Genomic DNA, 26,725 nt, shown 5'->3' with positions numbered 1-26,725 from the left:
GGGGTAAACCCGGAATTCGCCCGCTCACCCACCCTGATGCGCGGCGAGTGCCGCGGCGAAGATTCCGAACGCCTCGTCGCCGAAGAGCACGAACCCAGCTCCGGACCGACCTCGACGCGGATGGGTGCGGGGCGATTCAGGCAGCGCGGACTGTTGTGACGGGCTGGTCTTGGCGATGCGGGGTAGTTCGGCGGTGAGCTGGGCGGTGGGGACGGGTGCGCCGTCGAACATGGAGACGGTCAGGTCGCCCTTGTCGAGGTCCCAGGTTCCGGTGATCCGGCCGCCGGTCAGGACGAGTGGGGAGATCCAGCCTGCGGCGCGGCTGACCTTGGCGCGGTGGTCGCCGGGGAGGAGGGCGGTGTCGCCGGTGCCGGGGCCCAGGACGTACTGGTCGAACTGGCCGAGGAGGTGGACTGCGGAAGTAGGTTCGGTCCTGGCGAGTTCGTCGAGGTGGGCTGTGAGGAAGTAGCCGGGGCGGCCCTCGACGTCGATCTCCGTCAGCTCGTTGCCGAGGTCGGAAAACCAGCGGCGCACAGTCGGTTTGCTCAGGAAGCCGCGAGTCAGCCAGGTATTGAAGATGTCCGGGGTGGCGGGGCCGTAGGCGCCGAGGTAGGCGCGGATGACGGTGGGCGCGGCGGCATCCGGGTCGGGGATGCCGGACCAGCCGGGGATGACGTGCGTGGGATTGGTGAAGGTGACCGACGTACCGCGGGACGGGCCGTGGCACAGCGCGCCCTGCCAGGCCAGGGGCTTCAGCATCGAACCCCACCCGGAGCGCAGATGGTCTTCCAGCGGCTGGAATCGCCGCTCGGCGATCAGCTCGGCGACCAGTTCGGCGCGAGTCAGCACACGCCCGTCGAGAATATCGCCGACCGCCTTGACCAGCGCCGCCACGTCATCCGGCGTCGCCCCGGACGCCCTTGTCCACGCGGGCTTCTCCCATGTGCGTGCGGACGCCATGAGCGACAACGCTGCGGCCCCCTGTTCCGGCGTGAGCGCGTGCAGCGTGCCACGCATCGCCCACGTCTTCATCAGCGTGCCCTCCCCCAGCGCCGCCACCACCGCACCGGGCTCACCCGTCGAACGCCGCAGCGCCACAGCGGTTTCCGCCGCCGACGTCACCTGCGCCTGTACCCCGCACAGCCGCTCGACCACGGCCACGGCATCGCTCGTCGTCCGCGGATCCACGAACTGCCGCTGGACCCGCCAGCTGAACACCTGATCCCACGAAACCTGCACAACGCCTCCGCCCATCCCACGCGCTGCCCGCGCAACCGACGCCAGCCTACGGCCGGTCCCCGACAGTGCCGGCGATTTCCCGTGCCCAGGAAGCCGTCCGGCGTGCAGCGCACACGCACCCGATGCGCTGTCGGGACGGCGGCGAAAGGGTCGCTTCGTCGAGGCCTCCGGGCCGACGAGGGCAGCAGCCCTGTCGGCCTCGGCTCGCTCGCTGTCGATCGTGCCCGCGATGCGAGGCGCGAACTCAGAGACGTTCGACAATGGTGGCGTTGGCCAGGCCGCCCGCCTCGCACATGGTCATGAGGCCGTAGCGGCCGCCGGTCTGTTCGAGGTGGTTGAGCATGGTGGTGAGGATGCGGGTCCCGGAGGCGCCGAGCGGGTGACCCAGTGCGATGGCGCCGCCGCGCGGGTTGAGTTTGGCCGGGTCGGCGCCGAGCTCGTGTGCCCAGACCAGCGGCACGGGTGCGAACGCCTCGTTCACCTCGTAGACGTCGATGTCGTTGATGGACAGTCCCGCTCGCGCCAGCACCTTGCGGGTGGCGGGGATGACGGCGGTGAGCATGAGCAGCGGATCGTCACCGGTGACCGCGAAGGAGTGGAAGCGGGCGCGCGGCTTCAGGCCGAGCTGGGCGGCCTTCTCCTCGCTCATGATGAGCGCCGCCGACGCGCCGTCGGTGAGGGGCGAGGAGTTGCCGGGGGTGATGGACCATTCGATTTCGGGGAACCGGGCCTTGAATTCGGCGTCCACGAAGGCGGGCTTCAGCCCGGCCAAGCCCTCGACGGTGGTGCTGGGACGGATGGTCTCGTCGGCGGTGAGCGATCCCGCCGGGACCAGTTCGTTGTCGAAGCCTCCGGTTGCCGCGGTGGCGGCGGCCAATTGGTGCGAGCGCGCCGCGAATTCGTTGAGCGCGGTTCGGTCGAACTTCCAGCGCGCGGAGATCACCTCGGCGGAAATGCCCTGCTGCACGAGCCCGTCCGGGTACCGGTGCGCGATGGGCCCGCGATTGGCGTCGCGGCCCTGGGCGTTGGAGAACATCGGCACCCGCGACATGGATTCCACGCCGCAGGCGATGGCGATGTCGTAGGCCCCCGCGATGACACCCTGCGCGGCGAAATGGGCGGCCTGCTGTGAGGATCCGCACTGCCGGTCCACCGTCGTGGCGGGCACCGCTTCCGGGAAGCCGGCCGCCAGCACCGCGGTGCGGGAGATATTGAACGCCTGCTCGCCACTCTGCGTGACGCAACCGCCGATCACATCATCGACCAGCGCGGGATCGATTCCGGTGCGCTCGACCAGGCTTTCCAGCACGCCCGACAGCAGTGTAGCGGGATGCACTTCCGACAGGCCGCCACCGGTTTTCCCCTTCCCGGAGGGGGTGCGGACAGCGTCGACGACGACGGCGGAGGTCATGACTTCTCCTTGTTCCCACTGGACATTCCAGTTGCGAATTGCGGTTAACATACGCAATGTACCGCACCGGCTGCACGGCGTCACCGGCGCGAATTTTCACCTCCGGGCCGACATGCCGCAGATTGCTAGCCTGTTGCTGTGACTGCGTCCGGCAAGCAACCCGAGAAGCCCTTCTGGGGTCTCGAAATGCGGCTGTCCGCGGTGCTGTCAATGCTGGCGGGATTCATCGGCGCGGCCGCGTACACCCACTCGGAGGGGTATTTCGTCACCTTCATGACCGGCAATACGGAACGCACGGTTCTCGGCAACTTCGCCGGCGACCCGGCCCTGGCCGGCGGCGCGGCCGCGATCATCATCTGCTTCCTGGCCGGCGTCTTCATCGCCTCGGTCTGCCGCCGGTACTGGTGGACCAACCATCCGCACGGCGCGACCATGCTCACAACAGGCGCGCTGCTGCTCGCGGCCATCGCGGACGCCGTGCTCGGCGAGCGTGGCATCGGCCTGATCCCGATCCTGTTCGTCGCCTTCGGCATGGGCGCACTCAACACCTCCTTCGTCAAGAACGGCGAGGTCTCCATTCCGGTCAGCTACGTCACCGGCACCTTGGTGAAACTCGCGCAGGGCATCGAGCGGCACGTCTTCGGTGGCGGCACTGCCCGTGACTGGCTCGGCTATGCGACGCAATATGTTTCGTTCAGCACGGGCGCGCTCATCGGTGGCCTGGTGTCGCTGGTGGTGAACGGTTCCTCCATGCTCAATGCCGCGGTCATCGGCTCGCTGTTGGTTGCCGGATACACCTGGCGGGCCGACATTCGCTGGATGCGGCGCATCGCGCGCCAGAGCGCCGACGACGATTGAGTCATGTCACAGCCGCGCAACACTTGGCTAATTGATCGCAAACGACCCGAACTGGTCATATTCTGCTGAATATGACAACCAGCAAAGAGGGAGTTTACGAAGGGCCGGTCCACGCACTGGCCCGCAGCGCGTGGCAGTCGATCCTGGTCACCGGCCTTCTCTCGGTGGTGCTGGGCATCCTGGTGCTGGTGTGGCCCGGACCCACCCTGGTCGTCGCCGGTGTCCTGTTCGGCATCTACCTGCTCGTATCCGGTGTCTTCCAGCTGATCGCGGCCTTCGGAATGCACATCAGCACCTGGATGCGGGTGCTGTCCTTCATTACCGCCATCCTGTCGTTCATTCTGGGTTTCTTCTGCTTCCGCAACGAGTTCCAGGCCATCGGCCTGCTGGCGCTGTGGATCGGCATCACCTGGATCTTCCGCGGCACCGCGGTGCTGGTGGCCGCCATGTCCGATGCCGCCGTCCCGGGCCGGGGCTGGCAGATCCTGTTCGGCATCCTGCTCATCGTCGGTGGTGGTCTGCTGATCGTGGAGCCGTTCCGCTCGATCACGGCCCTGGTCGTGGTGGTCGGCTGCTGGCTGATCGCTATTGGCGTCTTCGAGGTGGTCTCGGCCTTCCTGGTGAAGAGCCGCGCCAAGGAGATGCCCACCGCCGTCTGACCGTTTCGATCCGCGTAACCCACGGCGGTCGCCCTCGCCGGGCGGCCGCCGTTTCTCGCGTTGCGCAACCGGGATCAGCGCAGCCGCTTGGGCCGCTTGTCCATCAATCGCAGGATCAGCGGCGTGAAGATGAGCTGCATCGCCAGGTCCATCTTCCCGCCCGGCACCACGATGCTGTTGGGCCGCGACATGAACGAATCGTGCAGCATGGACAGCAGATACGGGAAGTCGATGACCTTCGGGTCGGCGAAGCGGATCACCACGAAACTCTCGTCCGCGGTCGGAATGGTCCGGGCGGTGAAGGGATTCGAGGTGTCCACCGTGGGCACCCGCTGGAAGTTCACATAGGTCCGCGAGAACTGCGGGCAGATGTGCTTCACGTAATCGGGCATGCGCCGCAGGATGGTGTCGATGATGGCCTCGCTGGAGTAGCCGCGTTCGGTCTTGTCGCGGTGCACCTTCTGAATCCACTCCAGATTGATGATGGGAACCACGCCCACCAGCAGATCGGCATAGCGGGCCACGTCGACGCCGTCGCCGACCGCCGCCCCGTGCAGGCCCTCGTAGAACAGCAGATCGCTGCCCGGCGACAGCTCCGCCCACGGCGTGAACGTGCCCGCCGGCTGCCCGAAGGGTTTGGCCTCGTCGTCATCGTGCAGGTAGCGCCGTACCGCGCCCACACCGGTCTCCCCGTACTCGCGGAACAGCGACTCCAGTTCGGTGAGCAGGTTCGCCTCCGGTCCGAAATGCGAGAAGGTCAGGTTGCGATGCTGTTCGGCCTCGGCCATGGCCAGCTTCATCTCGTTGCGGTCGTAGCGATGGAACGAATCCCCTTCCACGATGGCCGCACTGATTCCCTCGCGGCGGAATATCTCCTGGAAGGTTCGCGTGACGCTGGTCGTCCCCGCACCGGACGACCCGGTGATCGCGACCACGGGATGTTTGACCGACATGGCACCTCCTCGATTGCCGGACAACAGCTTTCACACAACCGGCGTTTCAGTGCCGGGACGCGCGGAACAGAGAGCGGGAACCGAAGAGCGAGGCGTCGAAACTGGGCCCCTCCTCCGGTTCGCGGTGATAGCGCTCGATCCGTTCGACCTCGTTGCGGGAGCCGAAGATGAACGGGATCCGCTGGTGCAGCTCCTCGGGCCGCACATCCAGCACCCGTTCGTGCCCGGTGCTGGCCGCGCCCCCGGCCTGTTCGACGATGAAGGCGATCGGGTTGGCCCCGTACAGCAGCGAAACCCGGCCCGGGCGTTCGGGATTGCGGGTATCGCGCGGATACATGTAGAGCCCGCCGCGGGTCAGGATGTGAAAGGTGTCGGCCACCAGCGAGGCGACCCAGCGCATATTGAAATCCCGTCCGCGCGGGCCGTCGACGCCTTCGAGGCATTCGTGGACATAGCGGCGGACGGGGCGTTCCCAGAACCGCTCATTGGCGGCATTGATCGCGAAACCGGAAGTGTCGTCGGGGATTCGCATGCGTGGATGGGTGAGCACGAACGCGCCCACCTCGCGGTCCAGCGTGAACCCGTCCACCCCGTTGCCGGTGGTGAGCACCAGCATGGTCGCGGGCCCGTACAGCGTGAAGCCGGCGCACACCTGCTGGACGCCCGGCTGGAGGAAGTCGGTACCGGCGGCCTCGCGCCCGTCCTCCGGAGCGCGCAGCACGCTGAAAATCGTTCCCACCGGCAGATTCACGTCGATATTGCTGGATCCGTCCAGCGGATCGAAGGCCAGCAGATACTTCCCCCGCCGGTACTCGGTCGGCACCTGATGGCATTCGCGCATCTGCTCGGACACCAGCGCCGCCAACGGTCCGGTCCACTGGCTCTCGGCCACCATGATGTCGTTGGCGATCGCGTCCATCTTCCGGTGCACGGTGACCGGCAGATTCTCGGCATCGGACGCGCCCAGGGAGCCGACGATCGCTCCCCGGGTCACTTGGTTCCCGATGATCTTGGTTGCGGTGGCGAGCACGTTAAGCAGCGCCGAGAACTCCCCGGACGATCCGGGATGCCGGTGCTCCTGCTCGATGGTGTAGCGGGTGAGGGTCTTCAATCCTTCGGGCACAATCGCTCTCAATTCGTCATGGAGGGGCCCCCTCGTCGGCGAGGGCGTCCGCGAACACACTGCTGCCGAGGACATCGCTGTCCGTCAGGGTGATCAGATCCGTGCGACCGACCGGCCGGTGCAGTTCGACCAGCCGTTTGGCCTGCCGCAGCCGGCAGCGCTCGAGGGCATTGCGCACACTGCGGGCATTGGCGAAGCGCGGGCGGGCCATGCGCAGCTTCAGATAGCGCGAGAAGGCCTGCGCTGCTTCCGGATCGAAGCGGAAGTTCTCCTGGCGCACCATGAGTTCGGCGATGGCCATGAGCTCGTCGTGGGTGTAGTCGGGGAACTCGATGTGGTGGGCCACCCGGGAGGACAGGCCGGGATTGGCGGAGAAGAAGGTCTCCATGCGGTCCGGATAGCCGGCGAAGATAACCACCAGGCTGGTGCGCTCGTTCTCCATCTCCTGCAGCAGGATCTCGATCACCTCCTGCCCGTAGTCGCGCTCGTTCTCGGGGCGGAACAGGTAGTAGGCCTCGTCGATGAACAGCACTCCACCGGCGGCCTTGGCCAGGGCCTCCTTGGTCTTGGGTGCGGTATGACCGATGAACTGGCCGACCAGATCATCACGGGTGACGGTGTGCACCTTGGGTTTCCGGATGTACCCGAGGGCGTGCAGCATCTCGGCCATGCGCAGGGCCACCGTGGTCTTCCCGGTGCCGGGCCCGCCGGTGAAGCTCATATGCATGGTCGGGCGGGTAGCCTGGAGCCCGAAACGCTGACGGGCCCGATCGATCAGCAGCAATGCGGCGATTTCCCGCACGCGGCGTTTGACGTTCGCCAGACCCACCAGTTCCGCGTCGAGGCGGGCGAGAGTGTCCTCGACGTCCTTGCCCGCGACATCCGTCGACAGATCCAGCAGGGCGTCGTCGGCCAGCATCTCCGGTGGGCCGGAAGCGGGGCGGTGCAGGTGGTCGGCCGCCGAATCCTCCGGTCGGGGAGGGCCATCGGCGGCCGTACCGCGCACCGGTGCGGGGCTCGTGACCCCGGGCCGATGCATCTGGAACCCGCCCGCCGGGCGGCCGGCTGCAGGCTGCCGGCTGCCCGGTACCGCGGGGTGTTCCGCGCTCACGATATCCTCCGGTTCCGAAAGCTGTTCAGCCGCCATACCTTTGGCCCGGGCGGTCGTCGAGTGCGTAGGCGTGGAAGCCGTAGTGCTGACGGCGATCGTCGGACTCGGTCCGGTCGAGACGGAAACCGGGCTCGCGGGCCGGGCGCTGCACGAGGAAACTCAGCGCCGTGGTCTGCCGGCCGTAGGATGCGTCATAGGCGTTCACGCGAATGTAGTGGCGCGGGAACGTGGCCCGGCAGGCGTTGATCTCGGCGAGCACCCCGTCGGGCTCGTCCAGATCGAACAGCGGCAGGCCCCACATCTCCCAGTAGTTGTTGCGCGGGTGCGGATCGTCGGTGTACTCGATGGACACCGGCCAGTTGTTGAGCAGGGCGTAGCGGACCTGGGCGGCGATCTCGATGTCGTCGAGGTCCGGCAGGTGCGAGAAGGTACCTTGGCGCAGATGCATGGGGATTCCTCGACTTTCAGCGGGAGGCCGTCGGGACGGCGTCGGGGGCGTCGGTGGAGGTGTAGTCGAAGGTGACATCACCCCAGGTGGCGAGCGCGACATCGAGCGGGCGGCAGATCTGGGCGGCGCGGCGCAGCACGTCCGGGCCCTCCTTGAGCAGATCGCGACCCTCGTTGCGCGCCTTGACCACTGCTTCGAGAGCGACCCGGTTGGCTTCCGCGCCCGCGGCGATGCCCATCGGATGGCCGATGGTGCCGCCGCCGAACTGCAGGATGGCGTCGTCGCCGAACAGGTCCAGCAGCTGGTGCATCTGGCCGGCGTGGATGCCGCCGGAGGCGACCGGCATGACGCCGGGCAGGCTGGCCCAGTCCTGGTCGAAGAAGATGCCGTTGACCGGGTTCATCGGAATGTGGTTGTCGCGCAACGTGTCATAGAAGCCCTTGACGGTGTGCGGATCACCCTCCAGCTTGCCGATGACAGTACCCGCGTGCAGGTGATCCACGCCGATCAGCCGACACCACTTGGCCAGCACCCGGAAGCTGACGCCGTGGGTCTTCTGCCGGGTGTAGGTGGAGTGCCCGGCCCGATGCAGGTGCAGCAGCATGCCATTGCGCCGTGCCCACTTCGACATGGACTGCATGGCGGTGTAGCCGACCGTCAGGTCCATCATGATGATGCAGCTGCCGAGCGATTTCGCGAATTCCGCGCGCTCGTACATGTCCTCCATCGTGGCGGCCGTGACATTGAGATAATGCCCCTTCATTTCTCCGGTTTCGGCGATGGCGCGGTTGACGCCCTCCATCGCGAACAGGTAGCGGTCGCGCCAGCGCATGAACGGCTGCGAGTTGATGTTCTCGTCATCCTTGGTGAAATCGAGTCCGCCCCGGCAGGCCTCGTACACCACGCGGCCGTAGTTGCGGGCCGACAGACCGAGTTTCGGTTTCACCGTGGCGCCCAGCAGCGGGCGGCCGTATTTGTTCAGATACTCCCGTTCCATAACGATTCCGTGCGGCGGACCCTGAAAGGTCTTGACATACGCCACGGGAATACGCATATCTTCCAGCCGCAATGCCTGCAGTGGTTTGAAACCGAATACGTTGCCGATGACCGAGGAGGTGAGGTTCGTGATGGAACCCTCCTCGAAGAGATCGAGATCGTAGGCGACATAGGCGAAGTACTCGCCCCTGCGGCCCGGAACCTCGTCAACGCGGTAGCACTTGCCCTGGTAGCGCTCGTGCGCGGTGAGCCGATCGGTCCAGACCACCGTCCAGGTGGCCGTGGATGATTCACCCGCCACCGCCGCGGACGCCTCCACCGGATCGACGCCCTGCTGGGGCGTCACCCGGAAGACCGCCAGGACATCGGTGTCCTTGGGCTGATAGTCGGGAGCGTAGTATCCCATCGACGCGTACGACTGCACACCCGGATCCCACCGGCTGCGCTGATCATCGACAGATCCGGCCATCATTCCTCCTGCGAACCGGGTTGGGCGACTTGTGATTCCCAGGATGACCGGGCCGTTAACGACAAACAATTCGATTGTTTCTGTTCTCGCTCAACCTTTTCGTCGAGTTTGCTACCGTTGAGTATGGGTACGGTGAGCGCAGTGCGCATGGAAACCTTTCTCGCCGTTGCCAAGCACTCCAGCATTCGCCGCGCGGCCGCGCAGTTGCACATCACCGAGGCGGCGGCCTCCGCCGCCGTAGCACACATCGAGAAACAACTCGGCGCGAAACTCGTCGCCAAATCCGGGCGGGGTATCGCGCTCACCGAGGCCGGGCGGGTCTACGCCGACTACTGCCGCAGCATCCTCGGCTTGATGAAGGAGGCGCACGCCGCGGTGCGGGAAGCCGAGACCGGCCGGTTGCGTATCGGCGTGGTGGCGACGGCCGGCGAATACGTGCTGCTCAGGCTGCTCGCGTCCTTCCGCATCCGGTACCCGGACATCGAACTGGGCCTGTCCATCCAGCCCCGCGACGTGCTGTACCTCGAATTGACCCACCACGAAACCGATCTCGTGATCGCCGGCCGCCCACCCCGCGACGCCGGACTGGTCACCCGCGCCCGCCGCCCCTGTCAGCTCGTCGTGGTAGGCGCACCCGACGCCTGGCGCGACCCCTGCGAGGCCACCTGGCTCCTGCGCGGCAAAGGCTCCGGCACCCGCGACACCACCCTCGCTCTCTTCGACCGCCTCCAAATCCGCCCGCCCACGCTGACTCTCGGCACTCACGGCGCCGCGCTGGCCGCCGCCCGCGAGGGCCTGGGCATCACCCTCATCCACTCCGACGCCATCGCCACCGACCTGGCCGCCGGACTGCTCGAAGTCATCGCGATCGAGGGCACTCCCCTCAACCGCCCCTGGCACGTCGTCACCACCCGCACCCCCGCCCCCGCCGCCCGCCTGTTCCTGTCCCACATCACCGACCCGGACCGGGTCGGCGACAAGGCGTTTCGCGGAGTCTGACCCGCAGTGTCGCGAACGGGAATCTCACCGATCTGCAGGAAGCTCAATCAGGCGGCCACGCGGGCTTCGTTGGATTTTCGGCGACTACGGCAAGCTCGGCCCATTGGGATGGGATGCGAATTGGTCAGAGTGTGCGCGCTCGGTGGCTGACCCGGGCAATGATGTTGCCCGCCAAGAGAATTCAGCCAGTACATGGTCGCAACCAGTAGTCGGCGCAGTCCCGGAGTCGGGTTGCGACATGCCGGTGTGGTGCGCTGACATGCGACTCGCATGCAATGCGACTATTCCGCATCCGGTGCGACTGGTGGCGGTGATTTCTGTGGGATTTGACGGTGGTGGAACGGGAGTGAAACCAGCCCTGTGCGCTCATAGTCGACTAGCGTCATTCGGCTCCCGCTGTCCGCCGACGGGATCCATCACACGTCCCAACGCCCCCAGATCGGCCTCGATCGCCCGGAACAACACATAGACGATGATGAATGCGATGATCGCACCGATGCACAATACCCGCACCGCCACGAGCATCAACGGAATTGCGTCCGGCGGCAGCAAGGTCACCAGAGCAATCGCGAGCAACGGCACCGACGCCGCTACCGCGAGATAGACGGTGCAGCGCCGACCGAGTCTGCGCAGGTGCAGCGCATCGACCGTCGTGATGTCGCCGTGCGGGAGGAACATCGGATAGATACAGCGCACCATGTAGAACGCCACCAGGATGGACGGGTAGGCCACCGCGATTGCGCCGCAGACCAGCGCCCCGCCCAGGAAGTGCAGCGCCGCATCCCCGGTGAGTTCTTTTGTCATGAGGTGCATCACGATCGGAAAGATGATCGCCGCCAGGCTCCACAGCGAAAGCGGTACCAGCACAGCACGATCGCCCAACCGCAGGGCGTCCGATCGAGCCCGGGCCAGCACCCGCGGGTCGTATTCCCGACCCTGGCGTAGCCCGCGCGAGACGATGAGCAGACACCGCGACATATAAAGCACCAATCCGATGCCCAGCGGGAATAACACCCCGTTCACCAGGGCTACGGCGATCCACCAGTCGCGCTGCGCTGAAAGGCTCAGCCGGTCGATGATCAGCGTCTTATTGTGCTCGATGTTGTACGCCGCAGCGAGCGCGTTCGGAGTGAGTATGGCCAGCACCACCATTGGCACCACCCACGGCCGAAGTCGCAGCCGCCAGCTGGATGGCGGCGGGTCGACCAGGTCGCGGGCGCGCTCGTCGAGGCACACTTGCAGTTGCTGGGCCAGTTCCGCGCCGTCGGCCCACCGCTTGTCACGCTCGGACGCCAGGCACATCAGCAACACCCGGCGCAGTGCCGCCGGGCAGTCGGGCGGAATTCGTTCGAGCGCACCGGGATCCACCCCGGCGCCACGGCGCTTCAACATGGCCGCCAGCGTGGTGGCGTCGCTGTGTTCGCCCGCGGTGGTGTCGTCGAACGGCTTGGTGCCGGTGAGCAGCTCCCACAACACCACGCCGAGCGAATAGATGTCGGCGCGGGTGTCGAGATCGTCGGCGGACCGGTCGTAGCCGGGGTGACAGGCCTCCAGCTGTTCCGGCGACATGTACGACAGCGATCCGCCGAAATAGGCGACCGGATTGGCGTCGACCAGGTCGCGGTTGAAACTGATGTTGAAATCGGCGAGCTTCGGCACGGCCTCGGCGGTGAGCAGCACATTGGCCGGTTTGACGTCGCGATGCAGCACGCCATGCGCGTCCGCGTAGGCCAGCGCCTCAGCGACCCGACGCCCCAGCCAGGCGACAGTCTCCGGCCATGAAAGCGTCGCGATCTCCGCGCGCACACTGGAATCGGTCGGCCGGATCTCGCCCTTCTCCGCCATCGCCGCGTCGACCGCGTCCAGCAGCAGATGTCCGGTGCGCTGTTCCGGCGCGGTGGCCCGCACCCTGCGCAACACGCTCAGCAGCGTGCCGCCGGGCAAGAATTCCATGTACAGCATCCGCAGCCGATGCCCATCGGGTGCGAGGTCCAGACCTGGCTGGTCCAGCAGCCGCTGATCGAAGACGCGCACGATGTAGTCATGGTCGAGCTGCGCCAGCGTCTGTGGTTCGGTGCCGCGGTCGGCGGAGATCTTCACTGCCACCAGCCGCTGCAGCGACCGCTGCCGGGCCAGGAACACCCGAGCGAATGCACCGCTGCCCAGCGCGGTAAGCAGGTCGAAATCGTCGATACGGTCGCCGACCACGATTCGGTCCAGGCTGGTGGTCCGTGTCCCTGTGGTGCCCTGGATGGTGCGGAGGTCGGTGGCTGCGTGGGCCGCATCCCCCGACGAGGCGATCGAGTCGGCGGAGGCTGCGACGGTCCGTTCAATGCCGGTGCGCCGGGTGCCCCGATTCTCGTCGCCGGCGTTGAGCAGCTCGCGCAGTCGCGCCGCCTGCTCGGGATATTCCCGCAGGTATTCGCCCAGGTCCACCTGCTCGCCGCATTGGCCGCGGATCACGAACTCTTCGTACACCAGGCTGGCCGGAATTTGCTCCAATGTCAGCTCGGGAAATTCGGAGCAGTATTCGCGCAGCCGCTTACGCGCGGGCGTTGCCGCGACGGGTTCCTCGGGACGGCTCTCTGCCCGTGGGCGCAGCCACCGATGCCGCAGGTCGATCCGGATCAGTTCGATCAGCGCACCCAGGCGTGCGTCCGGCAGATAGTCGGCAATGGCAGGCGGCTGGATACCGGCTTCCCACGCGGCAGCAAAAGCGGCCACGGCGCCGGATTCGATTCCGGCCGTTGGTCGCCCGAACCCATTCCCCGCATCTGAGCTGTAGCTCATATCTGCACCTATCGAGCAGGACCACGCACTCGTCGGTCGGTAGATCAACCGGACACAACAACCACCACACGCCACACCATCATCCCCCGAGAGATGTCGGGAACCATCAGTGGTGCACGTCAGTGGGCTAGCGTTGTTGCCGCGGCGGGGGCTGTCGCTTTGAGCCGCCACATCCCATCCCGCTCCCCCGCTGCTCGGCCAGGCATCGCGTGGGCCAGGTGGCGTAGCTGGCGGCGAGAGGCGCCGTATGGCGCGGCGGAATCGGCGGGTGACTGTGGGTCGAGACGTTTTGCCGCCAGGAGATCCGAGCCGGTCGAGGCGGTCCGTCGGCACGCTTGACCTTGTCCCCGGGGGCAACGTTTACCGTCTGCGGGTGAGAATAGGGCAGGTTGCGCAGCTGGCGAAGGTGAGCCCGAAGGCGATTCGACGCTACGAGGCAATGGGTTTGATCACGCCGGGCCGTTCCGGCAACGGCTACCGCGAGTACTCCGAGCACGACGCGCGGCTCGTGTGTGAGATCAAGGAGCTGAGCCGACTCGGGATTCCGGTCGATGAGACGCGGCCGTTTCTCGAATGCCTCGCCTCGGGCGGTGAGCACGTCGATGATTGCCCGGCATCGCTGGCGGAATACCAGCGTGCCATCGATGAAATCGACTCGCGCATCACCGCTTTGAACGAACGCCGAGGCGCGCTCGCGGCTCGATTGCGTGATGCCGCCTATCGCCACAGCCGGGTCGCGCCACCTGTGACCGACCTCTTCACACTGCCGTCGGACTTGCCCGTGCCCGAGGACGACGGCGCGGCAGCACATCTGCCCGGTACGAGGCTGCCCGCGCTCGTGCTCGACTGCACGGACGGTACGAAGGTCGATCTGGCCGCGCTGCCTGCTGGGCGGACGATCATCTACTTCTATCCACTCACCGGCCGGCCCGATACCGACATACCCCTCGGGTGGAACGAGATCCCCGGCGCACGTGGCTGCACCCCGGAGGCGTGCGGCTTCCGCGACCATCACACTGAATTGCTGGCGGCCGGTGCCGCCCGGGTATACGGACTGTCCAGTCAGGACACCGAATATCAGCGCGAGGTCGTCGACCGTTTGAACCTTCCGTTCGGATTGCTCTCCGACACCTCCTTCCACCTGGCCGCCGAACTATCGCTTCCCGCCTTCGAGTCGGGCGGCCGCGATCTGTACAAGCGCCTGACACTCGTCGTCCGGGACGGGGTCATCGAGCACGTCTTCTACCCGGTCTTCCCGCCAGACCGCCATGCCGAGCAGGTGATCGAGTGGCTCCGATCGAATACCACTCGCTCGCGGGCCGGGTAGGGCGGCGCCGGTATCGCCGGTGATAGAGACTCTGCTGAGCCTCCATTCGGTGATTCGGGTGGGGCTCGGGTCGTTGCGCTGGCACCGCGCGCGGGCCGGTTCTGTCAGCGCGGTCAGTGGCTGATCAGAGACTGGTGTGAGGGTCATATCCCGGCCAGGACCTGATCCAGGTTTCTGGTGGGATGCGGCCACTGAACACCATCGCGGTGTCGAGGGACCATCGGGTCCGGCGGGGAAGGGAACGACAAACGCTCGCCTTGCGTGGTGAAGGCGAGCGTTTGCCGAGCGGGCCCGGTGTCCGTCCAGATGGTTACCGATCCGGCACACGCGGGCGCATGTCCTATAGATCGATGGTCTGTTCGATGATGTTGGTGCCCAGTTCTTCGGTGAACAGCGGGTTCCGGTTGGCTGCCGCGCCGGTGATCAGGTCGTCGAAGGCGCTGTTCTCGTAGTCGAAGCTGTCCGCGGTGATGCCGGGGCCTGCGACCTCGAGTCTGCGGGGTATGACCGGCCAGCAGCCGACCTGGTTGAGCTCGTCGGCCTCTGCGGCGGTCGGGGTAGTGCTGGAGTAGGACACGAACTGCCCGGTCTGGTGGTCGATGCGGTCGCACTCGCACCTGGCCAGGGTGTAGCGCAGTTGCAGGGCTCCACGCCCGATCCCGCACACCGTGAACGGAGTCGAGCCCAGGCGCTCGCCGATCGCGCGGAACAGGACCTCGAGCACACTGCGGTGGGCGCCGCCGTCGAGAGTGTCACTACCGCCCAGCGACACCAGGATCAAATCGGCGCCGGCGGCGCGCAGCGCCTCCCGGAACGAGTACCTCGGGCTGTCGAGTTGCCGAGCGAAGGCACCGGGATCGGCGGCTGTCATATCCGAGTCGCCCACCAAGATGAACGGTGCGCTCAGACCGCCGTCCAGGGCGGGAAACACCGCTGCACTGCCGAGCATGAGAGGCCAGTTACTGGCTGGTGCCACAGTCGTCATCGTCGAACTCCTCACGTGGTCGGGAAGATCCGGAGAAGAACCGAACTTGCAGCAGACACCCCGCAGCGCGGCATCGTGCGCACATCACACGCGGGGGCGCAGCCCATGCTACCGGCACCGTTGGGCCTGCGGACCAGCCTGGCCGCCAGTACAGGATCTCGCCCGTAGGACCCGATTCGGCCGGGTTTCAGAAGGTGAACTGGTCGCCGTAGGCGGTGGTCTGCGCGAGTCCCTCGGCGGTGCTCACCGTGGTGGTGACGAAAGGGACGGCCGACACCGGTGAGGCGCATTGGGCGATGTTCAGCGCGGCATTGTTGAACGCGATGCGATACGGAAACGTCGTGCTGGCATCCAGACGGGCCGTCTCCGTCGTCACAACGGTGACCTGGCCGGGTCCCAGGTTCCCGAACACGCCTTCGCCCACACCCAGAGTCCCGCCGACACTGGGCCGGCCCGTACCGGGCAGGATGGTCGAGGCGCTGGGCAGGCCGACCAAGGGGAGAATCCTGACTCCCAGCCCTTGACCGGTGCCGATCTCGACACCGAAGCCGCCGTCCACACTGATCCCGCAGCCGAGGATGAATCCCGCGACCGCCTGTCCGGACGTGATCTGGCCGCCGTCGACGGTGACCGAGTAATCGCCGGACATCTGCGCGGCATGCGAGAACGTCATGAGGAAGTTCGGTGTCCGGTCACCGGGCGGGTTCGCCTCGATGCTGTCGACCGACGCCGTCAGATGGACTCCCCCACCGGAGACGTCTGCGCCGGGCGGCTGGGCGCGGCCGAGTCCGGCGCCACCGGTACACAGGCCTACCGCGGCCAGATTCGCGGCGGCCGTGGCAACCAGGGCGCCGGTGAACGAACGTCGCATGCCTGGAGCCTTCCGGTTCGCGACGATAGGAAACTCGACAGCACAGGAACAAACCCGCACAGGGGATACCGCTTGGCAAGCCTAAACGGTGCCACCGGCCAGGCGGTGTCACAGCAAAAGCGTGTCGACCAGGCCACCCCGTCGACCCGACGAACATCGACACCGAAGCCGCCTCCCTTGTTGATTCACGCTCGCGTTCGGAAAGCGGTTCTCGTACCGTTCGGGTGCCGCGCGGAATCCGCAGCACCGCAACAACTCCGGGGGCGTCCGGAAAACGTGTTGAGCAGTCGGGTTGTCCCTCAATCCTTGTCGGACCTTTCTCACACACTCGGCCGCATGCCCGCCCCGATCCTCTCACTCTCGACTCGACGCGCTCGATCCTGCCGGTAGTGGCGGAGCGCTCATCGGCTACCGGCGGGTGTCGAGGTGGGCCGGATGCGGCAGGCGATTCCGGTGAGTGAGCCATCACACGATTTTATTAGTTAGCGACATGCAACTATATTGAGGCGCTGTTCGTTCGTTGACTTGCGGGAGGCTCTGATGGCTGCGGCCCCAACCACCGGTTTGGATACCGGTGATGTCCAGACCATTCGGAGGCGACTCCGAATCGAGCATGACCACCCGCACTACAAGTGGGTAGCCCTGTCGAATACGACCCTGGGCATGCTCATGGTCACGATCAACTCCTCGATCGTGATCATCTCGCTTCCCGACATCTTCCGGGGCATCGATCTCAACCCGCTTGCGGCGGGCAATGTCAGCTACCTGCTGTGGATGATGATGGGCTTCCTGCTCGCGTCCGCGGTGCTGGTGGTCATGTTCGGCCGGCTCGGCGACATGGTCGGCCGCGTCAAGATCTACAACTACGGGTTCGTGATCTTCACGATCGCGGCGGTCGCGCTCTCGTTCGATCCGTTCACGCACGGTGGCGGCGCGGTGTGGCTCATCGGCTGGCGTGTGTTCCAGGGAATCGGCGGCGCCATGCTCATGGCCAACGCGGCCGCCATCCTCACCGACGCGTTCCCCGCCGAACAGCGCGGCTTCGCGCTCGGCATCAATCAGGTTGCGGCCGTGGCCGGTTCGTTCCTGGGCCTGCTGCTGGGCGGCCTGCTCGCGCAGTGGGACTGGAAGGCCGTGTTCTGGGTGAGCGTGCCGTTCGGCATTCTCGGGACCGTGTGGTCGTACCGGTCGCTGCACGACAATGGTCAGCGCAACGCGGGCTCGCTCGACATTCCGGGCACCGTCACCTTCGCGGTCGGACTGACCGCCCTGCTCACTGGCATCACCTATGGCATTCAGCCGTACGGGGATTCGAATACCGGCTGGTCCAACCCGTGGGTGCTGGCCGCGGTATTCGGCGGCATCGCGGTGCTCGCGCTGTTCTGCTGGATCGAGACCAAGGTGGAGCAGCCGATGTTCCACCTGTCGCTGCTCAAGGTCCGAGCGTTCGGGCTCGGTAACCTGGCCGGCCTGATGTCGTCGCTGGGCCGTGGCGGTCTGCAGTTCATGCTGATCATCTGGCTGCAGGGCATCTGGCTGCCGCTGCACGGCTTCGACTACGAGTCCACGCCGCTCTGGGCGGGCATCTACCTGCTGCCGCTGACGGTGGGATTCCTTGTGGCCGGGCCGGTTTCGGGCAAGCTGTCCGACCTCTACGGCCCGCGGCTGTTCGCGACCCTCGGCATGGCGATCACCGCGGTGACGTTCGTGCTGCTGGTGGTGTTGCCGGTGGACTTCCCCTACTGGGCGTTCGCGGTGGTCATCGCGCTCAACGGCCTGGGCTCGGGCATGTTCGCCTCGCCCAACACCGCCGAGGTCATGTCCGCGGTGCCGGCGTCGCAGCGCGGTGTCGCGTCCGGCATGCGCGGCACGCTGCTCAATGGCGGTATGGCGCTGTCGATCGGTGTGTTCTTCTCGCTCATGATCATCGGCCTGTCCAATACGCTGCCGAGCGCGATGAATTCGGGTCTGCAGGCGCAGGGTGTGCCCGCCGATGTCGCGGAGAACATCTCCGGTCTGCCGCCGGTCGGCAGCCTGTTCGCGGCCTTTCTCGGCGTGAACCCGATCGAGGCGCTGCTGGGCCCGACCGGCATCCTGGACCACCCGGGCGTGCACAAGGACGTCCTCACCGGCCAGGAGTTCTTCCCGCACTTGATCTCTGGCCCGTTCCACTCGGGTCTGGTCGTGGTCTTCCTGGGAGCCGCGATTATGATGCTGATCGGCGCGGTGGCCTCGTGGTTCGCCGGTAGCCCCACCGTCCCGGACGAGGCTGCCGAACTGCGGGAAGCCGTCCGCGAGGGAATCTGACCGGAGGAGATCACGCTGCCCGAGCCCACGAGCGTCGCCGACCCCGACCAGCTCACCGAAGCTGCCGACCTGTACCACTCGATCGGCCGCCTCCTACGCTTGTTGCGCCACTCCGGCGACCTCGGGGCCCTCAGCCCCGGGGCGGCCTCGGCCCTGGCGACCGTCGCCCGCTCCGGACCTCTCCGTCTGGGCGACCTCGCCAATATCGAACGGGTCAGCGCCCCGACCATGTCCCGCATAGTGACGGGCCTGGAAAAGGGTGGCTACCTGACCCGGGACGCCGACCCGGAGGACGGCCGGGCCCAACTCCTCACCGCCACGGCCGCCGCCCACAACCTGGTCACCGGCCTCACCTCGGCCCGCATCCAGCGCTTCGCCGGCGCCCTCGAATCCCTCACCCCGGCTCAGCGCGAGTCCGTCAAATCCGGCCTCCACACCCTCATCGAGGCCCTCGACCAGTAGCGTCGTCCGGCTCAGCGAGGCGACGTCTGGCAGCACTCCCCTGCCCGCGTCGGTGCCCGGTCATCGCCGGGCGCGTGCTCAGGAGGTCAGGACGGAACGGATCCGATTGTCCTGGTCCACACGAGTGCGGAGCTCGGACAAGCGAGTGTGGTTGTCGCCGTAGTAGCGGGACAGCGGATCGCCGGGCTCCAGGTAGTTGACGTACGCGCCGACCGAATCGGGGGCGAGGGTGGCGTGGGCGTCGGAGAGCCAGGCCAGTGCGGCGTCGTGCGGAATCGGTTCGTAGGCACCCCATTCCACCATGGCGGCGTGGTCGCGCCAGGGGAAGGCGGTGGCGGTGGGCGACAGGTCGCGGATCGCGCCGTCGAGGGTGTTGATCTGCACCCAGCCGGTGCCGCCGACGCTGGAGAACCGGGTGATGGCCTCGAGCACCCGGCCGATGGTGTCGGGGGTGAGGTCCGAGACGATGTCGGAGCCGTTGGTGAAGGCGACGCGCGGCTGATCCGGCGTGCCGCCTGCCAGATACAGAACGGTGTCCATATGGCTGAGGGTGCGGGTATCGGTGTTGGCGGGCGCGACGCCGATCGCATCGGTGAGCGCGGCCGTCACCGTATCGGCCGAACCCGCCGGGCAGACCAGCTGCATCCAGCAGCGGAGGCCGCCCTCGCCGTCGGCGTCCAGGCTGACATCGGCCCACTGCTCGCGGTCGGCGCCGCGCAGCCACTCCTGCCAGCCGCCGATGACGCGATCCGCGTTCTCGCCCGAGAAGGTCAGGCGCACCACGTCTTTCGCGGTCGCCGGGATGGTGTCGAAGGTCAGCGAGGTAACGATGCCGAACAGCGAGCCGCCGCCACGCAGCGCCCAGAACAGGTCGGGGCTGGCGGTGGCCGACACCTCGGTGATGGTGCCGTCGGGCAAGACGAGGGTGGCGGCGGTCAGCCGATCACAGGTGAGGCCGTAGGTACGGGATTCGAAGCCGAACCCGCCGCCCATGGTGAGACCCGCGACGCCGACGCTGGGACACATGCCCGTCGGCAGGCTCTGCCCGGACCGGTCGAGTTCCCCGTAGACCTCGTACAGGGTGTGGCCCGGTGATATGACGGCCTGTCCAGCCTCGACTCGGACGCCGCGCAGCCGCCGGACGTCGACTATCAATGTGCCGGTCGCCGTGGAGACCCCGGCATAGGAATGCCCGCCCGCCCGCGCGGCGACCTGGAGATCGTTCTCGGCCGCGAAGCCGAAGGCCGTGGCCACATCGGCGGCATCCGCGACCTGCACGATGGCCGTGGGCATCTCGTCGTCGAAGCGAGTGTTGAAGACCTCTTTGGCCATCGGGTATCCGAGATCGCCGGGCAGTATCACCCGGCCACGCAGCTTGTCCTGCAACGCACGCCATTTCGGGTCGGCACTACCGGTGCCGGAGCCGGAGACGCTGTCCGAGGAGCCGGCAGCGCCGTCGGAGGAGCCCGCGGCGGGCGCCGCGTCGGAGGCGGGCAGTCGGGTAGTTCCAGCGAAACCGACACCGGCGACCGCGATTCCGAGCGCACCCCGGAGAAATACGCTGCGTGCGAAGCGAGGTCTCACAACGGTCCCCCGAATCCGATCGAGATGCGGTGCGCCGCCCGGTTATTCGCTTCAGATATCAAAGTTCGCGACCCGCCTGTACCCATCGGACAACACAACACCACTCGATCATGGTTCACCCACTGTTCATTCGCTCAATCGAGCCCGGATGTGTCGACCGCACCGGATCGATCCGGGATGACCGCGAGCCGCGTCCGCCCGGCTGCGGCTGGCGCGCGCGATCGCCGATGAGGCACGGCATCAGGACATCGCGGCCTGGTGCCTCGAGACGTCGGCTTGAAGCCGACTGATCGCAGCGGACTTCCCAGCGGGAGTGGGGCTTTCACGAGCCGCGCAAGCGATCGCGCCGGCCGCCTCCTCGGCGTTCATCCAAGCGATTGCGCAGCAAGGCCGAGCCCTGGTCCGCCTCTGCGATACCGCTGGCACTGACAACGTCTTGCGCCGGATAGCCCGTCTCGTCTCTTGCCTACGCGTACCCGATCGCCCCGAGCACGACTTCTGTTATGACCTTGCGAAATCCGATGCCAACATCGCCACGACACTGTCGTGGCTCGATGATCCGGCCCCGTTGAGTTGAACCGGTCTCTCCTCGGTCAGAGGCGGCTGTAGGTCTCGATGTCCTCGGTGAACTCCTCGATGGCCTGCGTGGTGAGCGTCGGTCGTGTGTTGGCGATGGCGTCAAGATAGTCGTCGGTGCTGGCCGGTTTGCCCAGTCGCCGGCTGACCTCGCGCTCGAAGGCCGCTTGCGAGCCCTTGCGTGCAGCGAACTCGATGTCGGCAGGGGTGAAGAGCTCACTCGCCGCGACCAGCGCGGCCACATCCACCGATTCGGCGGCGGAGCCGAGATAGCGGGACCAGATTGCCGCGCGCGCGCCCGAGTTCGGCGGGCCGATCGGGATGATGTAGTCGAAGCGGCCAGGTCGCATGAAAGCCGGGTCGAGGGAGCGGACCGAGTTGGTGGCGCAGGCCAACAGCCTGTCATCGTGCTCACGGAATCCGGGGATCAGCTTGAGCAGCTCATTGGTGACCCCGTGCCCGGGGTCGACTGCTTGCCCGGAACGTACACCAGCGATCTCCTCAACCTCGTCGATGAAGAGCAGCACCGCCTCCAGTTCGGCGAGGTCTGCGAACGCCTCCCGCAGGGCCGCGGCTAGCCCCTCGCTGGTGGCTGCGGCGAGCCGGGAGGGAAACAACTCCACGAAAGGCCATTTCAGTCGGGAAGCCACCGCCTTGGCGAAGCTCGTTTTGCCGGTCCCGGGGGGACCGAACAGAATGAACGCCTTCGGCGGGGCGACGTTGTACCGCTCGGACAAGGCAGGTTCCGCCAGCGGCAGCACGATCCGCTGTTCGACGATCCGCTTCTCCGCCTCCATGCCGGCCATTTGGTTCCACAGTCCCACCGGCAGCATCCGCCCCCCGAGCAGCGCGAGCAGGTCCGCGTCGGCCACTCCGGACGGCTCGGGCCGTTCGTAGTAGGTGAGGTCGCCACGAGCGAGGTAACCGGAATTCTCCAGGGCCTTGGTTCCGGTGCTGTGCGAGGGCAGCAGCGCGCTGATGCGGCGCACCCCTTGCGCACGCAGTCGTCGCTCGAGCTCGGCGAGCAACGCGCTGCCGATCCCGCGCTCGCGCCATTGTCCTGCCAGGGCCACCAGGAGCACCCAGGCGCGCTCCCCATGGACCTGCGCTACCGCGATGCCGACGAGTTCCTCGCCGACCACGGCCACGACGCCGCCTTGGCCGCCCCGGGCCGCCGCCATCGCCTCGGAGATGGAAAACACCGGCGTCGCATCGTCGATCTGCCGGTTCTGATCCCATATCCGAAGCGCTTGGTCAAGATCGCCTTCTCGGAAGTCGCGCAATCGCCACAGAGCCATGACACCACCTCACCCGACCGCGGACCACCATTCTCCCCGCTGCGGCGACAACACCGCCACGCGCGAACAACGTGCCCAGCTCCTGCGGCTTCTGGCCCTGCTGGTCACCATGGCGAGCTTGCAGGACTCTCGGCACACTTGCACACCCAGCCATCGCGGGCTTGATGCAGAAGCTCCAGGAACAGGCTGATCTCCACGCAGCGCGCAGTGGACACCGATCGGCAACGCCCGACTGCGCAAAGAGTTGATGAACGCCTCCCCATCCTCCGCAGTCCACTGCCGCGCCGACACCGCGCCCCTGCGGAACGGGCCGCTCGTCGGAATCGCGGGGCTCAGATCGACGAGTACCAGCACCCGCGGGTCGTGCTCGCCGCCGGCGATGCCGTCGAGGATCTTCACCGCGATGCCCTGCTGGAGCGGATCGGTCAGCATTGGGTGGGGTGCCCGGGCACGTGGCGGATTTAGTGAGGTTCGGCCTCGGTCTGGCCAGCGTGATGGCATGCTGAGCAGCGGATACGTCCCCTGCTCAACTGGGTTCAGCACAGCTGCGGGCACGCCGTTACCCGCAGACGACTCGCGGGAAGGTGAGGGCAATGAGTAAAAGCAGCCAGAGGCTTCGCGGTGACGATGAAATTGGCGTCAAGCTCGCAGTTTCTGATCACACGTATCGTTCGGCCGCGCTCGGGTACGCGGCGACACGACGGAAGAAATGGCCGGACAGGACGTTTGTGGTGACCGAGGTCGGTCCTACCCGGGAACCCGCGTCCAACGACCGCCCGAACAAGTCGCCGTTGCCTCGGGTAGTTTCCCTCACGCCCTACGACAGACCTGGCGCTGCCCCGATGCAGGTCCTGGCCTATGTCCCGACGAACTTCAACAAACCGCTGCGCGTCGGGGACGCGGTGGTGACCCGCATGTCCAAGCACGGCGCACACAAAGGGCTACCGGGAGTACACCTCCGCATCGTCGGCGCAGAACCAGTGGACGTTGCGCTGCGGAGGCACCACCGCGAATCGGAGGGCCGACATGCTCGGAATGTCGAACAGACACCGAAGACGCCAAGGCTCAAGAAACGCCGGTGAGGGTCGAGCCGCCGCCACCCATTGTTTTGATACGAAAGCGGCTGGGACCTCAGCGAATCAGTCACTGAAGGCGTCCGAAACCTGATAGGCGACGGTGCTGTCCGGGGCGCAGCATCGTGCAAGTGGCTGGTCCATCGTCGCCAGTCCGGAACCCGTCGTCGGCGTAGCGCGGCGAGGGTCGGATACTTCGGCAGCCGAGCGAGGCTACGCGGGTGGTTCGGGGTGGAGGCGGGTGCGGAGGTAGGCGAGGATTTCGTCTCGGGCCCTGGAGGGTGTGGTGGCCTTGTTCGTCGACGAGGTGGGCGGTGACGACGCTGTGTGGGGCGATGTGCTGGAAGAAGGGTGCGGGGCTGGGATTGGCGTGGGCGCCGGAGAGAACTCGGCCGCTGAAGCGGTCGCCGAGGAGTTGGGTGTAGGCGGCGAAACGCTGGCCGGTACACCATTTGTCGTTGTCGAAGCGGTAGGCGAGGGCGCGGAGGTCGTCACGTTCGAAGTGCAATGCTGCGCTTGGTGAAATCGCCCAGAGTGTCGTCAGGCGTTGGGCTTTCACTGCACGGGCGCAGAGCCTTTTCTCGATACGACGAATCGATTCGATCGTATCGGGCAGGCAGTCGGGTGAAACGAGTGTGTTTATCCGTCAGCCGTGCTGCAGGTACTTGACCAGGGCTTCGCGCTCGGTTTCGAGTTCGGAGATCTGGCTCTTGACAACATCTCCGATGCTGACGATGCCGATCATCCGGCCGTCGCGAAGGACCGGGAGGTGGCGGATCCGGTGCTCGGTCATGGTGGCGTTGAGGGTTTCCACGCGGTCGTCGGGCGAGCAGGTGTGCACGGCGGCGGTCATGATCGAGGAGACGGAGGCGTCGAGGAGTGCGGCGCCTTGGTCGTGGAGTCGGCGCACGATGTCTCGTTCGGAGACGATGCCCGACATGGCGGCACCGTCTCGCGAGACGATCACCGCGCCCACATTGTGGGTCGCCAGGACCCTGAGCAGTTCACGCACTGATGCATCCGGTGCAATCGTGACCACGCCGCTGCCCTTCCGGCGCAGTATTTCGGAGATTCGCATGTGTCCACCGCCCAACGCTCGGGACTATCCGTGGTTACTAGGATGCCGCTGATAACCGGGCGTGACCAGCAAAGATTGCGATTCGATGCCTAACCGGATGCGTGGGCATCGAGGCTCGCGTTCCATCTTCCGGCAACAGGGTTATCTACATATTTGCCGACTGACATCGTCTGCCGTGGTCGCGGTGCCGAACGTACGCCTGACCTGACTAAATTCTCATGTGATCCTAGGGCGGAGAGCCCGGACTGATCGAAGAATCGAAGGTGAATACCCGGCCGCCAAGAAGTAGCTGACTGCCCGGTTTCAGCACTGTCAGCTGTCCGGGTGCCGCGGGTACCCAATCCGGACGGCCCGGCGGTCGAATGTGGGTGCCGTTGGCCGAGCCGCGGTCCATCACCAGCACGTCCCACCCCACGAGCCGGATCTCGGCGTGCACCCGCGACATGCCGCCGGAGGTGTCGGGGATCCGAATCGCCTGCGCACCGCGCCGCACCTGGTCGGATCGTTCCGGCTCCCGCCCGATCACCAGATCGCTGTCGAGCGCATACGAGGTCCCGTCATCGAGCTGCAGCACACCCAGCGGCGGCCGGATGCCCTCGGTGAGCACACCGGTCACCGGTTCCATCCGAATGCCGCACACCGCACAGCGGGAGACCCGCGGATCGTTGAGATGCCCACGCGCGCAATCGTATCCGTGCACGACGACCCCGAGCCGAGTGGCACGCGGTGCATTCCTGCCTGCGCTGCCGGACACGGCGTCCCCCGACCTTGCGGGCTCGTTCGCCGGCTGCCCATTGCGTCTCGATTGCCGCACGCGGGGATCAGGATTCGTGCGCGCCCCGGAATCGCGTGCTCCCGCCGACACGCCACCGACCGGTGTATCGGGTGCGTCCTCCCGCCACATCACCGCCCCGGACCCGGGTACCCGCCCATCGCGCAGTGCGAAGATACCCGGCGGCGGCAACGTCGCCCGCGGCTCGCCGTCGTCCACGAACACCGCCGCAGCCCGCGCGGGCGCGGGGCTGACCACCCGGTCGACGCTGAATCCCGCGTCGCGCCCGTGCAGCACCTCGCGGCGCTGCTCGTCCTCCAGGATCGCGGTGACCTGCCCGTGCAGGAATACGGCCAGCCCGCGGCTGCCCGGCGTGAGCACCCCGAATTCGACGTTCTCCTCGTCGTCGCGAGCCATCAGCCAGGTGCTGACCAGCCGGGCGAAGGTCCGCCCGGTCCGCCGGGTCTCCCGCGACGACGCCTCCGCGACCAGATCCAGCAGCTTGTCCAGCACCGCCACGGCGTCGGATCCGGCGGCCAGCGGCCGCGAATCCCGGTGTGCGACAATCGCGACCACGCCGTCCACGCTGGCCACCAGGTGGTCGCCCGGCACCACCTCGACCCGCGTGCTCATCTCACCCGGCCCCCGCCTGCTCCACCAACCCGTCGGTCCACACGTCGGTTTCGATGAGGCGCTGCGTGATGTATCCCCTCATTCGCTGGATGGTACCGGTCGTGAATTACGAACAATCGGCCATCGACGTAGTGCGCGACAGGCGATTCCGCGACGCGCGCGCGACTTCGGGCGAAGCTGCCCCGCACTCCCCCACCACCGACGTAGCATGCGGAACGTGGCCGATGCGAAACGTCCCGCCGCGGTGCGGGTCCTCGTCTACAGCAATGACGCCGATACCCGGAGCCAGGTGATGCTGGCGCTGGGCAGACGGCCGCACCCGGATCTGCCGCCCATCGAATATCTCGAGGTGGCGACCGGGCCGGTCGCCCTCGAGCGCGTGGACGCCGGCAATCTGGATCTGCTGATCCTCGACGGCGAGTCGGCCCCGGAGGGCGGTCTCGGCCTGGCCAAGCAGCTCAAGGACGAGATCGCGGACTGCCCGCCGATCGTCGTGCTGACCGGCCGCCCGGACGATACCTGGCTGGCCAATTGGTCGCGCGCCGAGGCCGCGGTGCCCCATCCGATCGACCCCATCCGGCTCACCGACGCTGTCCTGGGTGTGCTCGGTAATAGCTTCGCGGCCTGATCTTCGTTCGCCCTCGTGATCAGGGCAAACCCATGTCACGTGACATTCGTGATTGCGTCCGATCGGTCATAAAAG

General features: G+C 66.7%; 24 protein-coding genes. 9 read left to right on the top strand and 15 right to left on the bottom strand.

Translation table 11 applies throughout. The features are described from left to right. Positions 1 to 24: 24 nt before the first annotated feature. The gene (locus tag ACFXKA_RS21785) at positions 25 to 1,239 is read right to left on the bottom strand and encodes a winged helix DNA-binding domain-containing protein (RefSeq protein WP_379428630.1); all 1,215 of its coding nucleotides are present in this window, start codon (positions 1,237 to 1,239) and stop codon (positions 25 to 27) included. 244 nt (positions 1,240 to 1,483) lie between these two features. Next, complete coding sequence (locus ACFXKA_RS21780; protein WP_379428629.1) at positions 1,484 to 2,650, bottom strand: thiolase family protein; 1,167 nt, start codon at positions 2,648 to 2,650, stop codon at positions 1,484 to 1,486. Between the two features lie 186 nt (positions 2,651 to 2,836). Between ACFXKA_RS21780 and ACFXKA_RS21775 the strand changes: the two genes are divergently transcribed. Together ACFXKA_RS21775 and ACFXKA_RS21770 are read left to right on the top strand one after the other, a co-directional pair. After that, positions 2,837 to 3,508: a YoaK family protein gene (locus ACFXKA_RS21775; protein WP_379428639.1), complete on the top strand. Its 672-nt coding sequence runs from the start codon at positions 2,837 to 2,839 to the stop codon at positions 3,506 to 3,508. 71 nt (positions 3,509 to 3,579) lie between these two features. After that, positions 3,580 to 4,167, top strand: coding sequence for an HdeD family acid-resistance protein (locus ACFXKA_RS21770; RefSeq protein WP_354832760.1), 588 nt, complete (start codon positions 3,580 to 3,582; stop codon positions 4,165 to 4,167). A gap of 74 nt (positions 4,168 to 4,241) precedes the next feature. Here ACFXKA_RS21770 and ACFXKA_RS21765 read toward each other — a convergent pair whose 3' ends face one another. Genes ACFXKA_RS21765 through ACFXKA_RS21745 form a run of 5 tightly spaced genes read right to left on the bottom strand, consistent with a single transcriptional unit; the run spans position 4,242 to position 9,267 of the window. Beyond that, positions 4,242 to 5,120: a phosphoribulokinase gene (locus ACFXKA_RS21765; protein ID WP_354832761.1), complete on the bottom strand. Its 879-nt coding sequence runs from the start codon at positions 5,118 to 5,120 to the stop codon at positions 4,242 to 4,244. 46 nt (positions 5,121 to 5,166) lie between these two features. Beyond that, positions 5,167 to 6,243, bottom strand: coding sequence for a class 1 fructose-bisphosphatase (locus ACFXKA_RS21760; protein ID WP_354832763.1), 1,077 nt, complete (start codon positions 6,241 to 6,243; stop codon positions 5,167 to 5,169). A gap of 16 nt (positions 6,244 to 6,259) precedes the next feature. Continuing rightward, positions 6,260 to 7,354, bottom strand: a complete 1,095-nt coding sequence (locus ACFXKA_RS21755; protein WP_379428628.1) for an AAA family ATPase — start codon at positions 7,352 to 7,354, stop codon at positions 6,260 to 6,262. 25 nt (positions 7,355 to 7,379) lie between these two features. After that, positions 7,380 to 7,802 (bottom strand): ribulose bisphosphate carboxylase small subunit, encoded by a 423-nt coding sequence (locus ACFXKA_RS21750; protein WP_379428627.1) that lies wholly within the window; start codon positions 7,800 to 7,802, stop codon positions 7,380 to 7,382. Between the two features lie 16 nt (positions 7,803 to 7,818). Then, positions 7,819 to 9,267 (bottom strand): form I ribulose bisphosphate carboxylase large subunit, encoded by a 1,449-nt coding sequence (locus ACFXKA_RS21745; protein WP_379428626.1) that lies wholly within the window; start codon positions 9,265 to 9,267, stop codon positions 7,819 to 7,821. Positions 9,268 to 9,390: 123 nt separating this feature from the next. On the opposite strand from ACFXKA_RS21745, the gene ACFXKA_RS21740 reads away from it, so the two are divergent. Continuing rightward, positions 9,391 to 10,266 (top strand): LysR family transcriptional regulator, encoded by an 876-nt coding sequence (locus ACFXKA_RS21740; protein WP_379428625.1) that lies wholly within the window; start codon positions 9,391 to 9,393, stop codon positions 10,264 to 10,266. 366 nt (positions 10,267 to 10,632) lie between these two features. Here ACFXKA_RS21740 and ACFXKA_RS21735 read toward each other — a convergent pair whose 3' ends face one another. Next, the gene (locus ACFXKA_RS21735) at positions 10,633 to 13,389 is read right to left on the bottom strand and encodes a protein kinase (RefSeq protein WP_379428624.1); all 2,757 of its coding nucleotides are present in this window, start codon (positions 13,387 to 13,389) and stop codon (positions 10,633 to 10,635) included. Between the two features lie 40 nt (positions 13,390 to 13,429). Here ACFXKA_RS21735 and ACFXKA_RS21730 point away from each other — a divergent pair, with 40 nt between their 5' ends. Next, entirely contained in the window at positions 13,430 to 14,383 is a 954-nt protein-coding gene (locus tag ACFXKA_RS21730; protein ID WP_379428623.1) for a redoxin family protein, read from the top strand. 340 nt (positions 14,384 to 14,723) lie between these two features. Here ACFXKA_RS21730 and ACFXKA_RS21725 read toward each other — a convergent pair whose 3' ends face one another. Together ACFXKA_RS21725 and ACFXKA_RS21720 are read right to left on the bottom strand one after the other, a co-directional pair. Next, entirely contained in the window at positions 14,724 to 15,368 is a 645-nt protein-coding gene (locus ACFXKA_RS21725) for a hypothetical protein (RefSeq protein WP_379428622.1), read from the bottom strand. Positions 15,369 to 15,555: 187 nt separating this feature from the next. Further along, complete coding sequence (locus ACFXKA_RS21720) at positions 15,556 to 16,239, bottom strand: MspA family porin (protein WP_379428621.1); 684 nt, start codon at positions 16,237 to 16,239, stop codon at positions 15,556 to 15,558. A 540-nt stretch (positions 16,240 to 16,779) separates the two neighbouring features. Here ACFXKA_RS21720 and ACFXKA_RS21715 point away from each other — a divergent pair. Then, positions 16,780 to 18,546, top strand: coding sequence for an MFS transporter (locus ACFXKA_RS21715; RefSeq protein ID WP_379428620.1), 1,767 nt, complete (start codon positions 16,780 to 16,782; stop codon positions 18,544 to 18,546). Between the two features lie 99 nt (positions 18,547 to 18,645). Next, complete coding sequence (locus ACFXKA_RS21710; RefSeq protein ID WP_379428619.1) at positions 18,646 to 19,008, top strand: MarR family winged helix-turn-helix transcriptional regulator; 363 nt, start codon at positions 18,646 to 18,648, stop codon at positions 19,006 to 19,008. Positions 19,009 to 19,086: 78 nt separating this feature from the next. Here the strand turns inward: ACFXKA_RS21710 and ACFXKA_RS21705 are convergent, their stop codons facing one another. The 3 genes from ACFXKA_RS21705 to ACFXKA_RS21695 all read right to left on the bottom strand — a co-directional run bounded on the left by ACFXKA_RS21705 (position 19,087) and on the right by ACFXKA_RS21695 (position 22,898). After that, the gene (locus ACFXKA_RS21705) at positions 19,087 to 20,592 is read right to left on the bottom strand and encodes an FAD-binding protein (protein ID WP_379428618.1); all 1,506 of its coding nucleotides are present in this window, start codon (positions 20,590 to 20,592) and stop codon (positions 19,087 to 19,089) included. A 593-nt stretch (positions 20,593 to 21,185) separates the two neighbouring features. Beyond that, the gene (locus ACFXKA_RS21700) at positions 21,186 to 22,466 is read right to left on the bottom strand and encodes an ATP-binding protein (RefSeq protein WP_379428617.1); all 1,281 of its coding nucleotides are present in this window, start codon (positions 22,464 to 22,466) and stop codon (positions 21,186 to 21,188) included. A gap of 9 nt (positions 22,467 to 22,475) precedes the next feature. Then, positions 22,476 to 22,898, bottom strand: coding sequence for a hypothetical protein (locus ACFXKA_RS21695; RefSeq protein WP_379428616.1), 423 nt, complete (start codon positions 22,896 to 22,898; stop codon positions 22,476 to 22,478). A 161-nt stretch (positions 22,899 to 23,059) separates the two neighbouring features. Between ACFXKA_RS21695 and ACFXKA_RS21690 the strand changes: the two genes are divergently transcribed. Continuing rightward, positions 23,060 to 23,548 carry a hypothetical protein gene (locus tag ACFXKA_RS21690; protein WP_379428615.1) on the top strand — a complete coding sequence of 163 codons (489 nt, stop codon included), beginning with the start codon at positions 23,060 to 23,062 and terminating at the stop codon, positions 23,546 to 23,548. A 277-nt stretch (positions 23,549 to 23,825) separates the two neighbouring features. Continuing rightward, entirely contained in the window at positions 23,826 to 24,062 is a 237-nt protein-coding gene (locus ACFXKA_RS21685) for a hypothetical protein (RefSeq protein ID WP_379428614.1), read from the top strand. Positions 24,063 to 24,185: 123 nt separating this feature from the next. Here ACFXKA_RS21685 and ACFXKA_RS21680 read toward each other — a convergent pair whose 3' ends face one another. Continuing rightward, the gene (locus ACFXKA_RS21680) at positions 24,186 to 24,617 is read right to left on the bottom strand and encodes a CBS domain-containing protein (RefSeq protein ID WP_354832789.1); all 432 of its coding nucleotides are present in this window, start codon (positions 24,615 to 24,617) and stop codon (positions 24,186 to 24,188) included. A 226-nt stretch (positions 24,618 to 24,843) separates the two neighbouring features. Then, a complete protein-coding gene (locus tag ACFXKA_RS21675; protein WP_379428613.1) occupies positions 24,844 to 26,022 on the bottom strand; it encodes an FHA domain-containing protein in 1,179 nt (392 codons plus the stop codon). A gap of 208 nt (positions 26,023 to 26,230) precedes the next feature. On the opposite strand from ACFXKA_RS21675, the gene ACFXKA_RS21670 reads away from it, so the two are divergent. Next, entirely contained in the window at positions 26,231 to 26,650 is a 420-nt protein-coding gene (locus tag ACFXKA_RS21670; RefSeq protein ID WP_379428612.1) for a hypothetical protein, read from the top strand. The last annotated feature ends 75 nt before the right edge of the window (positions 26,651 to 26,725 follow it).

Origin of the sequence: Nocardia sp. NPDC059228 (assembly GCF_042754245.1) — a bacterium.
Lineage (GTDB): Bacteria > Actinomycetota > Actinomycetes > Mycobacteriales > Mycobacteriaceae > Nocardia.
The sequence above is the reverse complement of the archived record's forward strand: the minus strand, read 5'-3'. Positions and strand labels throughout refer to the sequence as shown.